Origin of the sequence: Duganella sp. S19_KUP01_CR8, from assembly GCF_036688705.1 — a bacterium.
In the GTDB taxonomy this organism is placed as follows: Bacteria; Pseudomonadota; Gammaproteobacteria; order Burkholderiales; family Burkholderiaceae_D; genus Rugamonas.
In genome coordinates this window covers 14,738-27,522 of sequence record NZ_JAQQPR010000021.1, presented here as the reverse complement: position 1 = coordinate 27,522, position 12,785 = coordinate 14,738, and the positions used below count along the sequence as shown (strand labels likewise).

The window sequence follows — 12,785 nt, the reverse complement described above, 5'->3', positions numbered from 1 at the left end:
GTCACACCCGCTTCAGCCATGCGCCGGCCAGTATCAGGGCGCCGCCGCCAACTAAGGCCATCCATAAATTGAAGTGGCTGTGCAGGAGGAAGAAGCCGAGCAAGGTGAGGGCGCCGACTAGTACGCCCAGGATCACGAGTCGTTTGCCGTGCCAAATGCCCACAAGAATATAGGCGGTAGCGATGACCAGTGGAACAAAGGCGGACATCTGCTTGCCCGAATGCGGCGGCAAGATCGCAAAGGTCGCCGTCGTGAAAGCCAGGAGCGTGAGAATGATGGCGCCGACGCGCCAATGTTCTTTGCGGACGGCCGGGCCATGGGCGCGCGCAATGCAGATCGACAGGGCGGCGCCTATGCCGTCCGCGATTAGCCATATGAGTCCCGCTTCGGAGGGCCATACATCGCTTAAACCGTAGGCCGCCATCCACACGCAACCCCAGAGAATTAAGTAGGGCGATATCTTCGTGTATTTGTACAGCGTTGCGCTGCGATGACCGGCGTGCTCCAGATCTTGCAGCGCGCTTTCCGCCTGCTCTTTTGATATTGTCATCAGGCTCACCTCGTTTAATTCAGAGTACTCTATCATGCAGAGTATGTGAGTGCAAGCGCTGGCGCGGATGGATCGGTTTACTTCGCGCCTTCCATGGATTCCACGGTGTCGAAAATATGCGCCAGCGTGCTACGTGCGGGCGTGGTCAGCGTTCTCTGAGGCGAGCACCGCTTCGTATGCTGCTTGCAGGCGTTCACCAACTGTCGGGCCGTGTGCCACATAAGGCGTGCCGAGGTGGCGCGCTTTCAGTTCGTCCATAAAATCTGACCAAAGCTGGGGGCCACCGGCCTCCAACAGCTCGGCGCGGACCGACAGCTCTCTGGACGCGGGCAAATGCCGCCGCCCCCAAGCTCCCATGTGGGCCAGCAGCGGCACCAGGTCGATGGCCTTTTCGGTCAGGCTGTAGACAAATTTCTGCTTGTGGGTCGGGTCATCCGTTTTGCTCAGCAGCCCCTCGTCCACCAGTCGTTTGAGGCGGTCGGCCAGGATGTTGGACGCGATTTTCTCAGTGGAATGCGTCAGCAGGGCCCCGAAACTTCGATGGTTGCCGAACATGATGTCACGGATGACGATGAGGCTCCAGCGGTCGCCCAGGGTCTCCAGCGTCAGATTGATCGGACAGCCCGACCGATATTCGTTATTTGTCATTTCATAAATTCCTGGCGACTTCAGTAAACCACTTGCACATTGCATTTGGTTTGATTATTATAAACCCATTGCACTATGCAAGCGGAGGTGATCGTATGCTGCTCCAAAACAAAGTAGCTGTGATTTATGGCGGCGGCGGGGCCATCGGCGGGGCAGTCGCCCGCACTTTTGCACGCGAGGGGGCGACCGTCTTTCTTGCTGGGCGTACACGCGCCAAACTTGAGCAGGTGGCCCGCGAGATCGCGGCGGCTGGCGGGAAGGCCGAGATCGCACAAGTCGATGCTCTGGATGAGAGTGCTGTCGATACGCATGCCGAGGCGGTGGTGAGCGCCGTTGGCCGCATCGACATCGCGCTGAATGCCATCGGCATTCACCATGTCCAGGGAACGCCCTTCCTGGAGTTGTCCGTTCAGGATTACACCCACCCCATCGCGGCCTACACTCGGGCCAATTTTCTCACCGCAAGGGCGGCCGCGCGATCGATGGCCAGGCAAGGCTCTGGCGTGCTCTTGACCTTGTCGACGCCGGGGGCGCGCATGTCCGGCCAAGGGTTCCTGGGATATGGCGTGACTTGCGGGGCGATCGAGACCTTTTCACGCATCTTGGCGGGCGAGCTTGGTTCAAGCGGCATCCGTATCATTTGCCTTCGGCCTGACGCCATTCCCGAAGCGCTGGCCGTTTCACATGCGCGTGGGGTGTTCGAGGGAATTGCACAACGTGCCGGCACGACCGTCGAGGCCATGCTGGCGCAGCGCGCGGCTACCGGTACGTTGCTGCGGCGCTTTCCGACACTCAGTGAGGTGGCGGACTATGCTGCGTTCGTGGCTTCCGACCGCGCCAGCGCGATGACTGGCGCCATTGCCAACCTGACCTGTGGCTCGCTGGTGGATTGACTGCTGCGATGGCCGCCTCGCGGCTTGGCGGCCATCACAACACTTATTGGGCTTTTTTACGCTGCCCGCGCACGGTCAGCTGTGCCGCGCGCAACTCGCGTTCGAATGCCGTGGTAGCCGTCGAGGGCGCATCATTTTTCCCATCGACGCTGAGGGCGACGCGGAAGCCTTCAAGGGAGCCCGTGAAGTCGGCCTCCGTACTGCCGCGTTCGAGCGATGAAAACACGGCCCAGTGCCAGGGGCCACCGCGCAGCACGCGTTCCTTGCATTCGCCATCGCTGCGGGCGCTGCCATCGGTCGGCGCACCAATATAGCTGTCGTGATAGCAATCCTGAACGAATTCGTTGATGTTACCGATCATGTCATACAAGCCATAGGCGTTCGCTTCGTACATGCCGACCACGCTGGCATAGCCGGACTGGTCGTCGCAAGGCATGACGCCGACATGGTCTTTCGATTCCAGACCGTCATAGTCGCGTTTGATGGCCGCCTCGGCGGCAAGGTCGGCCACATTGGCGAAGCGGCAAGCATCGGTGCGCTTGGCTCCCCAATAATGGGTGCTGCTTGTGCCGCCGCGCGCGGCATATTCCCATTCCGCCTCGCTGGGCAGGCGATAGGGTTTTCCGGTCGCCTTCGCCAGCCATTGCACGTAGGCGTGCGCCTCGTTCCATCCGATGCAGCTGACGGGTTCAAATTGGCTGGATGAAGTCGTATGCTTTTGCCAAGTGCCGGGGACATCGTCGAACCATTTCTTGCTATTCATTTGGACGCATTTGGTCGGCATCGGATATCCGCTCGCGTGGACGAACTCGGCAAATTCCTTGACCGTGACTTCATATTTCCCCAGTTTGAAACTGGGCACGCTCACCTTGTGTGCGGGTTTGATGTCCTTGATCGGCGACTCGCGGTCCAATCGGCCTTGCATGATGTCGGTGTCGCTTCCCATGATAAAGGTGCCGGCCTTGATCGTGACCATGGGCGGTTCGATGGGGCCGGCGGCAGCGTGGAGTGGCGCGCAGGTGGCCACGAGTGGAAACAGCAGATAACTTATTTTCATTGCGGGCAGTCCTATAAGAGATGTTTGGATGGCAGCCTTGGGCTCCATCGACAGCGATTATCGGAATTTCCCGGGCTGAAAGCGCCTCAGCCGATCGGCGCGAACGTCTCCGCCTGCAGTTTTCGCCACGCGGACGGCGCCATTCCCGTGCATTTCTTGAAACTGGCGTTGAAAGTGGTCTTGCTGTTGAAGCCGGCGGCGATGGCCAGTTCGAGCAGCGTGGCGCCGGCATGCGACTGGTCCCGCATCAGGCTTTGCACTTCGAGCGAGCGTTGCGCATTGATGTATTCGAAGAAACTCTGCCCGAGAGCCTCGTTCAGGTACTGCGACAGTAGTTGCGGTGAAGTGCCGATGCGCTCGGCCAGCTCGCCGAGCTTGAGGTCGGGTTCGAGGTAGTCGCGCTGTTGTTCCATGCGCTGCGCCAGCCGCTTGCCGATGAGTGATTCGGTCGCCGTATTCATGCCCGAACGGGCATATTTTTCGCCGCTATCGGTGGCGGTTGGTTCAGCGATCGGGGGTGTTTCGCTTGCCGGGATCGCAGCGGACAGTTCGGCATCGTCATGCTTGCGCATGAACAGTCCCGGCCGGCTCAGGCCATACCACCCCAGCGCGATGAGCAAGGCCAGGCGACCGGCTGCCAGGACCGCTTGCCAGTATCCGCCCAGTGCGACCGCCGGTATCCAAAGCGCCAGCAGCAGTAGCAGGAGCGCCGTGCTTTGCGATAGCCAGCGCAGGTCGCGTCCGGCCAGGGACGAGTAATTCTCGCGCAGCGTGGCACGGAACCGGCGCAATCGATATGACACTGCAATACCGTAGACCGCTGCCAGCAACTGGAAAATCAAGAGACTGGGACCGCCTGAGCAAGGCACGCAACCCTTGGCGGAAACCCGCCAGGCGCTTTCGGACATGGCGAGCAGGTCCCATAACATCGAAGCGATCAGCAGAAGTTGCGGGATGAAATGCCACAGCTGGCGCACACCATTACTCTGGCCAGTGAGCGCGCGTACGTAGCAATAGAAGGCAGGTCCCAGTCCGGCGATCGCCCAATGGAAGGCGACGACCCAGCCGGGGTGCGCGCTCATCGCGGGGTCGGAAAAGACGAAGTCGGCCAGGGCGAGCCAGGCAAATTCGAACAGGAACAGGGCCAGCCAGGCGTTGCCGGGCCGCTTGCTTGCCATTGACAAGAGCGGAAAGGAAAAAAACAGGCCGAGCACGGCGGTGCAGAGGCTGATGCTGGTCAGTATTTGCTGGATTTCCATTTTAATTCCACAAACAAAAACGCCAACCTGCATGGGTTGGCGTTCTGTTTGACACTGTTCTTGGTGGCCCGGGGCGGAATCGAACCACCGACACAAGGATTTTCAATCCTCTGCTCTACCAACTGAGCTACCAGGCCAAGGAGCAGAATTATAGCAGGCTTGAGTGGAATTGCAAGGGCGTATTTTTCAGGCCGGTTTTTCGCTGGATAGCGGGGGCGGGGCGGTGAACGTAACATTTACCCTCAAACCGCTGCCGGCGCCGCCGTTTTCCAGAGCGATGCGCGCGCCGTTGCGGGCCGCCGCGCGTTCGGCGATCGCCAGTCCCAGGCCGCTGCCCGGCTGCTCCTGGCCGGGAATCCGGTAGAAGCGTTCGAACACTTTGTTGCGCAGTTCCGGCGCGATGCCCGGCCCCTGGTCGGCGATCGCCAACTGTGTCGCACCGTCCATGCGCGCCAGCGTTACCGCGATCCGGCCGCCGTCGGGCGAGTATTTGATGGCGTTGTCGATCAAGTTGTCCAGCATGGCGACCAGGCTTTCCCGGTGCAGCGGCATGACGCAGGGCGCCTCGGCCTCCAGTTCGATCTCCACGCCGCGCTGCATCGCCAACGGCGCCGCATGGGCGAGGCGTTCGCGCAGCAGGTGACGCAGTTCGATCGAGTGCTCATCGTCGCCGACGCCGGCGTCGTCGCTGCGGGCGCGTTCCAGCGCAAGCAACTGGTGCACCGTGTGCGTGGCGCGGTCCACGCCCAGGCGCAAGCCGTGGTCCGCATCCCGCAGCTGCTCGGCGTCGTGGCGATGGTTGAGCAGCAGGTGGGCGTTGGCGCTGATCACGGACAGCGGCGTTTTCAAGGCGTGCGCCGCGTCGGACAGGAATTCGCGGTCGCGTTCCACGCGCTCCGTCAGGCGCTGCATCAAGCCGTTGACGGAGGCGGCCAGCGGCGCCAGTTCGCGATAGCCGGATGGCGGCAGGGGTTGCAGGTCGCTGCCGGAGCGCCTTTCGATCTCCGCCACCATGGTTTGCACGGGACGCAGGCCGCGCCGCACGATGAGCCACGCGGGCAGCGCCAGCAAGGGCAGGCTGTAGAGCAGCGGCGTCAGGTAGTAGGCCGCGCCGGAACTGGTCAGCAGCCAGCTTGTGTCGTGCATGGCGTCGCGCCGGACGACGACACCGCTCGCCGCGTCGGTGGCGGTGGCGCTCGACCAGTTTGCGCCCAGCGCGGGATCGTGCGGCGCCGGCAGGGCGCGCGCGCCCGGCAGCTCGCCAGCGGAACGGTAGACGCGCTGCCCGTGCAGCCACACTTGCAGCATCACGGGCTTGGGCCAGTAGTTCACTTCGCGCAGCATGTCGGCGCGCAGCGTTTCCACTTGCGCGGCGACCCGTGCCACTTCGGTCGGGGCGTGCGCCACCGAGCGCAGGTTCAGCAGGATCTGGCGCGTCCAGCCCCGGTTCTCGGCCGCCGTGTGGCGGGCCTGCAGCACCGTGTTCTCGTAGATCGCCATGGCGACGACGGCCAGCCACACCAGGATCACCACGGCGAGGAAGCCGCCCAGCAGGCGGCCAAACAGCGAGCGCTGCGCCGTCATGGCGCGATCATGTAGCCGACGCCGCGCACGGTGCGCACGCGGTGCTCGCCGATCTTCTTGCGCAGGTTGGACATGTGCACGTCCAGCGTCACGCTTTCGCTGCCGGCCAGCGCGCGGTCTTCCAGTTCGCCGCGGGTCAGTACGCGGTCGGCGTCCTGCATCAACGCCAGCAGCAGGTTGAATTCGGTGGGTGACAAGGCCAGTGGGCGTCCTTCGCAGCTGACGGCCTGGCGCCGCTCGTCGAGCGACAGGCCAGCGCGCGACCACAGGCCCTGTCCGGCCGCCTCCGGGCGCGCGCGGCGCAGCACCGCGCGCAGGCGCGCCAGCAGTTCCGCCATGTCGAAAGGTTTGACGAGGTAGTCGTCGGCGCCGTCCGCAAAGCCGGACAGGCGGTCGCCCAGGCTGTCGCGCGCCGTGATCAGCACCACCGGGATTTGCTGGCCGGCGGCGCGCAGTTGGCGCATCAGCGTCATGCCGTCGCCGTCCGGCAGGTTCAGGTCCAGCACCACGGCGGCGTATGCACCGCTGTCCAGCTGGCGCTGGGCGTCGGCCGCCAGCCGCACCCACGTGGCCGCGTAGCCGTCGTCATGCAGCACCGCCCGCAGTGCGCGGCCCAGTTCCAGGTCATCTTCCACGAGCAGGATATTCATGCCGAAAGTATAACAGCGGCGGCTTTGCTGCGGTCTATAGAAAGCCTGAAGCTTGGGCCGGCGCGGCGCCGCTACAATCGCCGCTGGCCCACCTGGAGGTACGATTGATGCGATTCCTGATTTCGATGTTTGCCCTGCTGGCCGCGCTGCATGCGACGGCCGCCGACCTTTCGTCCCTGCGCCTGCGGGCGACGATAGACCTGCATGCGCAAACGGTGTCCAGCCCCGTCGTTGCGCAGGGGCGTTTGTTCATCGGCGCCGAGGACGGCAATCTGTATGCGTTCGATGTGGCGACCCGCAAGCTGGCATGGCTGCATCATGCCGGCGTCGGCATCGCGTCGACACCGGCGGTCGATGACGGCGTCGTCTATTTCCTGGCGCGCGATGGCCGGCTGCACGCGGTCGATGCGCGCACCGGCGTGCAGCGCTGGAGTTTCTCCACCCAGGGCGAGGCGCGCTTTGCCGCCTACGGGCTGTATGGCATGGCGAAGGGCGCCGCGCCGTCGGCCGATCCGTGGGACTTCTGGCTGTCGTCGCCGCTGGTGCACGAGGGTAGGGTGTACATCGGCAGCAGCGACGAGCGGCTGTACGCGCTCGACGCCAAGACCGGCGCCGTCGTCTGGGCCTTCAAGAGCGGCGGCATGATCCATGCGCGTCCCACCGTCGCCGGCAAGGCGATCGTGTTCGGCAGCTGGGACGGCGCGGTGTATGCGCTGGACACGGCCACCGGCAGCCAGTTGTGGCGCTACCAGACCGAGACCGAGCAAAAGACCAGCACCCTGTTCGGCGTGCAGGCGCCGCCTTTGATCGACGGCGACACGGTCTTCATCGGCTCGCGCGACGCTTACTTCTATGCGTTGGAGCTTGCAAGCGGCAAGTTGAAATGGCGTTATCCCGGCCGTGGTTCGTGGATCATCTCCGGCGCCGTGGTGGACGCCGAACGGGTGTATTTCGGCACCTCCGACACCAATCTGCTGGTCGCGCTGGACAAGCGCACCGGCAAGGTGGCGTACGAACACGATACCAAGGTGTGGACTTACGCGACGCCGGTGCTGGCCGAGGGAGCCGTCATCGGCGCGACCATGCGCGGCGAACTGTTCGCGCTGGACGCGGTGGGCGGCAAGCCGCAATGGTCATGGCGCACGCCGGAAAGCATGGCGGACGAATTCCGCCTGCTGGATGCCGCCACTGGCAAATTTGACAGCAAGCGCCTGTTCGAAGGCGACCACACGGTGATGGCGTCGATCGAGCATGTGAAGCGGCTGGGGGCGTTCATCGCCACGCCGCTGTGGCACGACGGCCAACTGATCGCCGCCACCGCCGACGGCCGGCTGCTGTTCTTCTCAAGGTAGATCCTAGCGGGCCGCGCAGGACAATTGTCGCAGGGCCAATTTTTCCTGCGCACAAACGCTATAATGGTCGGATGACTAATCCATCCTCCCCCGCCGCGCTGCGCGTTATCGAGAGTGATATTTGCATTGTTGGCAATGGCGCTATTGCCAAGACCGCCGCGCTGGGCCTGGCCCAGGCCGGTTTTAGTGTAACCCTGCTCGGTCCGCCGTCGCATCCGGCCGGCCCGGCCGCCAATACCGCCGATCTCGGCTGGGATGCGCGGGTCTACGCGCTGAACCACACCGCCCACAATCTGCTGTCCTCGCTGAAGGTATGGCATGCGCTGGACCAGGCGCGCGTGGCGCCGGTGGACGCGATGATCGTCCACGGCGACGGCGCCAACGCCGGCGGCCTGGCCTTCGACGCCTACGGCGCCCACACCGGCACGCTGGCCTGGATCATGGAAGACCGCAACCTGGGGCAGGCGCTGGATGCCGCCCTCAAGTTCGCGCAGAACGTGCGCTTCGTCGAAGGCCGCGCCACCGGTTTGCTGCGCGCCGACGACAGCGCCACCGTGCACCTGGACGACGGCACCTGCATCAAGTCCGAGTTGGTGGTCGGCGCCGACGGCGCCCAGTCCTGGGTGCGCGGCCAGTGCGACATCGGCCTCGATTACCGCAGCTACAACCAGCGCGCGGTGGTTTCCAACTTCGCCTGCGAAAAGCCGCACCATGGCGCCGCCTGCCAATGGTTCACCGGCGCCGAAGGCATCGTCGCGCTGCTGCCGCTGCCCGGCAACCAGGTTTCGCTGGTGTGGTCGGCGCCGGAAGCGCTGGCCGATACGCTGCGCGCCGAATCGGCGCAGCAGATCGCCGACCGACTGGCCGTCTACGCCGCCGACCGTCTGGGCGCGCTGACGCCTTTGCAGCCGGAGCTGGTGCGCGATTTCCCATTGCGTTTGCTGCGCCCGCACGCCATGAGCGCGCCGCGCGTGGCGCTGGTGGGCGACGCCGCCCACGTGGTGCACCCGCTGGCGGGCCACGGCATGAACCTGGGCTTCGCCGACGTGGCGCAGCTGATCAAAACCCTGGGCGAGCGCGAAGCACAGCGCAGCATCGGCGACACCCGCGTGCTGGCCCGCTACGAGCGCGCCCGCAAGGAAGACGTGCTGCTGATGCAGCTCACCACCGACGGCCTGGCGCGCCTGTTCGGCGCGGATATGGAGCCGCTGCGCGTGGTTCGCAATTTGGGATTAAACTTGTTGGATAAATTACCGGTGCTGAAGCGCCGCCTGATCTCCCACGCGATGGGAAAATAGGCTGGCGTCTATCGGTTCGTCTGTAGTCATTGGAGATGTTATGAGAATGAGTAAGACCGTTTTGCTGTTGTTGTCGGCGCTGATGGCGTCCTGCGTGGGCGCGGAAACCCCGTCCACGGATGCGATCAAGAAGCTGGTCGAGCCGCGCCTGGGATCGAACGTCAAGGTCGATTCGATCAAGGAAACGCCGTACGCCGGCCTGTATGAAATCCGCGTCGGCAACGATATCCTCTACACCGACAAGACCGGCACTTATCTGTTCTCCGGCCACGTGTTCAACCTGACCACCAGCACCGACCTGACCAAGGAACGCCTGGAAGAGATCAACAAGATCAAGTTCTCCGACCTGCCGCTGGACAAAGCCATCAAGACCGTCAAGGGCGACGGCAAGCGCGTGATCGCGGTGTTCGAAGATCCGAACTGCGGCTACTGCAAACGCTTCCGCCAGACCACGCTCAAGGAAACCGACAACATCACGGTCTACACCTTCATGTACAACATCCTGGCCGATGATTCGTTCACCAAGTCGAAGAACATCTGGTGTTCGCCGGACCGCAGCAAGGCCTGGGAAGACTGGATGGTCAACAACAAGGCGGCGCCTGACGCGGCGGAGAAGTGCGAATCGCCGAACCAGGAAGTGCTGGAACTGGGCCACAAGCTGAGCGTCTCCGGCACCCCGGCCATCTTCTTCGCCGACGGCACCCGCGTGCCGGGAGCGATCGACACCAAGGCGCTTGAAGAGAAGCTCGCCAAGATCAAGCAGTAAGTCGTACCAATCCAGCGCATCGTCCACGGGAGAACTGAATGATTACATTAAATATCAACGGTAAAGACATGCAGGTAGACGCCGATCCTTCGACGCCGATACTGTGGGCCTTGCGCGACAACCTGAATATGACCGGCACCAAGTTCGGTTGCGGCGCGGCGCTGTGCGGCGCCTGCACCGTGCACTTGGGCGGCCAGCCTATCCGCTCGTGCGTGACGCCGATTTCGGCCGCCGCCGGCCAGAAGATCACCACCATCGAAGCGATGGAGTCCGATAAAGTCGGCAAGGCCGTGCAGGAGGCGTGGGTCAAGCTGGACGTGCCGCAGTGCGGCTACTGCCAGAGTGGCCAGATCATGAGCGCGACCGCTCTGCTGCGCACCAACAAAGCCCCATCCGACGCCGATATCGACAACGCCATGAGCGGTAATATCTGTCGATGCGGGACCTACCAGCGCATCCGCGCAGCCATCAAAGACGCAGCCAAAACCATCGCCTAAAGGAGAACGTCATGCGTATCGAATGGCTTAATCAGGAATCGATGGCGGATGTAGGGACTTCCGGCGGCGTGTCGCGCCGCAGCTTCATGAAGGCTGGCGCGGTGGCGGGCGGCGGTTTGGTGCTGGGCTTCTTCATGCCCGGCGCGGGACGCTTCGCCAATGCGCAGCAGCCTCCGGCCAAGGTGTATGAACCGAACGCCTTCCTGCATATCGCGCCGGACAACAGCGTGACGGTGCAGGTCAACCGGCTGGAGTTCGGCCAGGGCGTGCAGACGTCGCTGCCGATGCTGATCGCGGAAGAGCTGGACGCGGACTGGTCGAAGGTGAACGGCGCGCTGGCGCCGGCCGGCGACCAATACAAGGACCCGGCGTTCGGCATCCAGATCACCGGCGGCTCGGGCAGTATCGCCCACTCCTACACCCAGTACCGTGAGATCGGCGCCAAGGCGCGCGCGATGCTGATCGGTGCTGCGGCCCAGGAGTGGAAGGTGGCGCCGGACCAGATCAAGACCTCGAAAGGCACGCTGATCGGACCCACCGGCCAGAAGGCCACCTACGGCGCCATGGCCGATGCGGCGATGAAGCAGCCGGTGCCCGCCAGCGTGAAGCTGAAGGATCCGAAGGACTTCAACTTCATCGGCAAGCCGACCAAGCGCCTGGACGCGAAACTCAAATCGACCGGCAAGCAGGTCTTCGGTATGGACTACAAGGCGCCGCACAGCAAGGTCGCTGTAGTGGCGCGGCCGCCGGTGTTCGGCGCCAAGGTCGCCAAGTTCGACGCCTCGAAAGCCAAGGCGATCAAGGGCGTGATCGAAGTGCTGGAAGTGAAGACGGATCGCGGCGGCAGCGGCGTGGTGGTGGTGGCCGACGGCTACTGGCCCGCCAAGATGGGCCGCGAAGCGTTGGTCATCGACTGGGATACCAGCGGCGTCGAAAAGGTCAGCAGCGACAAGCAGCTGGCCGAGTACAAGGCGCTGTCGCAGAAGCCCGGCCTGCCGGTGCACAAAGCCGATACCTCCAAGCTGGCCGGCGCGGCGAAGAAGATCTCCGCCGTGTATGAATTCCCTTACCTGGCGCACGCGCCGATGGAGCCGCTGAACTGCGTGGTCGATCTGCGCGCGGACGGCTGCACGGTGTGGGCCGGTTCGCAGTTCCAGACGATGGATCAAGGCGCCATCGCCGCCACCGCCGGCCTGAAGCCGGAACAGGTGGTGCTGAACACGATGATGGCCGGCGGCGGTTTCGGCCGCCGCGCCGTGCCGACTTCCGACTATCTGGTCGAAGCGGTCAACATCGCCAAGGTATGGCAGGCCACCGGCAAGAAGGATCCGGTCAAGGTGGTCTGGAGCCGCGAGGATGACATCAAGGGCGGCTACTATCGCCCGTCGCATGTGCACCGCGCCGATATCGGCATCGACGACAAGGGCAATATCGTGGCGTGGGATCACGTCATCGTCGGCCAGTCCATTATCACCGGCACGGCGTTCGAGCCGATGATGGTCAAGAACGGCATCGACGTGACCATGGTTGAAGGCATGGGCGAGCCGTACGAAGTGCCGCTGAACCTGAGCGCGCACTCCGTCAAGGCCAACGTGCCGGTGCTGTGGTGGCGTTCGGTCGGTTCCACCCACACCGCTTTTGTCATGGAGACGCTGATCGACGAAGCCGCGCATGCGGCCAAGATGGATCCGGTCGCTTATCGCAAGAAGCTGTTGGGCGAGAAGGGCAAGCGCCATATCGCCGCGCTGGAGCTGGCGGTCGCCAAGTCCGGCTACGGCAAGAAGGCTTTACCTAAAGGCCAGGCTTGGGGCGTGGCGGTGCATGAATCGTTCAACACCGTGATCGCGTATGTGGTGGTGGCGTCCGTGAAGAATGGCACGCCCAAGCTGCACCGGGTCACGGCCGGCGTGCATTGCAACCAGCCGGTCAACCCGCTGACGATTGAAGCGCAGATCCAGGGCGCGGCCTTGATGGGCCTCGGCATGACCCTGCCGGGCGCCGCCATCACGCTCAAGGACGGCGTGGTGGATCAGCAGAACTTCAGCGACTACACGGTGGCGCGCATGACGGACATGCCGGTGATCGACGTCCACATCGTGCCGTCGAACGATCCGCCGACCGGCATGGGCGAACCTGGCCTGCCGCCGCTGGCGCCGGCCTTCGCCAACGCGCTGTTCAAATTGACCGGCAAGCGTCTGCGCAAGCTGCCGTTCGATCTGGCCAGCGCCTGA

The 12,785-nt window shown here is 63.7% G+C and carries 12 protein-coding genes and 1 tRNA gene; 6 read left to right on the top strand and 7 right to left on the bottom strand.

The window, feature by feature from the left end; all coding sequences use genetic code 11:
• Position 1: 1 nt before the first annotated feature.
• Together V6M89_RS20580 and V6M89_RS20575 are read right to left on the bottom strand one after the other, a co-directional pair.
• Positions 2-550 carry a hypothetical protein gene (locus V6M89_RS20580; RefSeq protein WP_332854918.1) on the bottom strand — a complete coding sequence of 183 codons (549 nt, stop codon included), beginning with the start codon at positions 548-550 and terminating at the stop codon, positions 2-4.
• A gap of 129 nt (positions 551-679) precedes the next feature.
• A complete protein-coding gene (locus tag V6M89_RS20575; protein ID WP_332854917.1) occupies positions 680-1,198 on the bottom strand; it encodes a winged helix-turn-helix transcriptional regulator in 519 nt (172 codons plus the stop codon).
• 95 nt (positions 1,199-1,293) lie between these two features.
• Between V6M89_RS20575 and V6M89_RS20570 the strand changes: the two genes are divergently transcribed.
• Positions 1,294-2,091 (top strand): SDR family NAD(P)-dependent oxidoreductase, encoded by a 798-nt coding sequence (locus tag V6M89_RS20570; protein WP_332854916.1) that lies wholly within the window; start codon positions 1,294-1,296, stop codon positions 2,089-2,091.
• Between the two features lie 43 nt (positions 2,092-2,134).
• Here V6M89_RS20570 and V6M89_RS20565 read toward each other — a convergent pair whose 3' ends face one another.
• From V6M89_RS20565 to V6M89_RS20545, 5 genes are all read right to left on the bottom strand, one after another.
• Complete coding sequence (locus tag V6M89_RS20565) at positions 2,135-3,148, bottom strand: formylglycine-generating enzyme family protein (RefSeq protein WP_332854915.1); 1,014 nt, start codon at positions 3,146-3,148, stop codon at positions 2,135-2,137.
• Positions 3,149-3,234: 86 nt separating this feature from the next.
• Positions 3,235-4,407, bottom strand: a complete 1,173-nt coding sequence (locus V6M89_RS20560; protein WP_332854914.1) for a helix-turn-helix domain-containing protein — start codon at positions 4,405-4,407, stop codon at positions 3,235-3,237.
• Positions 4,408-4,468: 61 nt separating this feature from the next.
• A tRNA-Phe gene (locus V6M89_RS20555) sits at positions 4,469-4,544 on the bottom strand.
• A 49-nt stretch (positions 4,545-4,593) separates the two neighbouring features.
• Positions 4,594-5,991, bottom strand: coding sequence for an ATP-binding protein (locus V6M89_RS20550; protein WP_332854913.1), 1,398 nt, complete (start codon positions 5,989-5,991; stop codon positions 4,594-4,596).
• Positions 5,988-6,641, bottom strand: coding sequence for a response regulator transcription factor (locus V6M89_RS20545; protein WP_332854912.1), 654 nt, complete (start codon positions 6,639-6,641; stop codon positions 5,988-5,990). The genes V6M89_RS20550 and V6M89_RS20545 overlap by 4 nt, the downstream gene beginning before the upstream one ends.
• 107 nt (positions 6,642-6,748) lie before the next feature.
• Here V6M89_RS20545 and V6M89_RS20540 point away from each other — a divergent pair, with 107 nt between their 5' ends.
• From V6M89_RS20540 to V6M89_RS20520, 5 genes are all read left to right on the top strand, one after another.
• Positions 6,749-7,993: a PQQ-binding-like beta-propeller repeat protein gene (locus V6M89_RS20540; RefSeq protein WP_332854911.1), complete on the top strand. Its 1,245-nt coding sequence runs from the start codon at positions 6,749-6,751 to the stop codon at positions 7,991-7,993.
• A gap of 71 nt (positions 7,994-8,064) precedes the next feature.
• Positions 8,065-9,291 carry an FAD-dependent monooxygenase gene (locus V6M89_RS20535; protein WP_332854910.1) on the top strand — a complete coding sequence of 409 codons (1,227 nt, stop codon included), beginning with the start codon at positions 8,065-8,067 and terminating at the stop codon, positions 9,289-9,291.
• A 40-nt stretch (positions 9,292-9,331) separates the two neighbouring features.
• The gene (locus tag V6M89_RS20530) at positions 9,332-10,057 is read left to right on the top strand and encodes a DsbC family protein (protein ID WP_332854909.1); all 726 of its coding nucleotides are present in this window, start codon (positions 9,332-9,334) and stop codon (positions 10,055-10,057) included.
• A gap of 38 nt (positions 10,058-10,095) precedes the next feature.
• A complete protein-coding gene (locus V6M89_RS20525; protein WP_116992558.1) occupies positions 10,096-10,554 on the top strand; it encodes a (2Fe-2S)-binding protein in 459 nt (152 codons plus the stop codon).
• A gap of 11 nt (positions 10,555-10,565) precedes the next feature.
• A complete protein-coding gene (locus tag V6M89_RS20520; RefSeq protein ID WP_332854908.1) occupies positions 10,566-12,785 on the top strand; it encodes a xanthine dehydrogenase family protein molybdopterin-binding subunit in 2,220 nt (739 codons plus the stop codon).

Bases quoted from the DNA above. Each gene is read 5' to 3' on its own strand.
- V6M89_RS20530 (WP_332854909.1), top strand. From the start codon at position 9,332: ATGAGAATGAGTAAGACCGTTTTGCTGTTGTTGTCGGCGCTGATGGCG.
- V6M89_RS20560 (WP_332854914.1), bottom strand. From the start codon at position 4,407: ATGGAAATCCAGCAAATACTGACCAGCATCAGCCTCTGCACCGCCGTG.
- V6M89_RS20565 (WP_332854915.1), bottom strand. From the start codon at position 3,148: ATGAAAATAAGTTATCTGCTGTTTCCACTCGTGGCCACCTGCGCGCCA.
- V6M89_RS20580 (WP_332854918.1), bottom strand. From the start codon at position 550: ATGACAATATCAAAAGAGCAGGCGGAAAGCGCGCTGCAAGATCTGGAG.
- V6M89_RS20570 (WP_332854916.1), top strand. From the start codon at position 1,294: ATGCTGCTCCAAAACAAAGTAGCTGTGATTTATGGCGGCGGCGGGGCC.
- V6M89_RS20520 (WP_332854908.1), top strand. From the start codon at position 10,566: ATGCGTATCGAATGGCTTAATCAGGAATCGATGGCGGATGTAGGGACT.
- V6M89_RS20540 (WP_332854911.1), top strand. From the start codon at position 6,749: ATGCGATTCCTGATTTCGATGTTTGCCCTGCTGGCCGCGCTGCATGCG.
- V6M89_RS20575 (WP_332854917.1), bottom strand. From the start codon at position 1,198: ATGACAAATAACGAATATCGGTCGGGCTGTCCGATCAATCTGACGCTG.
- V6M89_RS20545 (WP_332854912.1), bottom strand. From the start codon at position 6,641: ATGAATATCCTGCTCGTGGAAGATGACCTGGAACTGGGCCGCGCACTG.
- V6M89_RS20535 (WP_332854910.1), top strand. From the start codon at position 8,065: ATGACTAATCCATCCTCCCCCGCCGCGCTGCGCGTTATCGAGAGTGAT.
- V6M89_RS20525 (WP_116992558.1), top strand. From the start codon at position 10,096: ATGATTACATTAAATATCAACGGTAAAGACATGCAGGTAGACGCCGAT.
- V6M89_RS20550 (WP_332854913.1), bottom strand. From the start codon at position 5,991: ATGACGGCGCAGCGCTCGCTGTTTGGCCGCCTGCTGGGCGGCTTCCTC.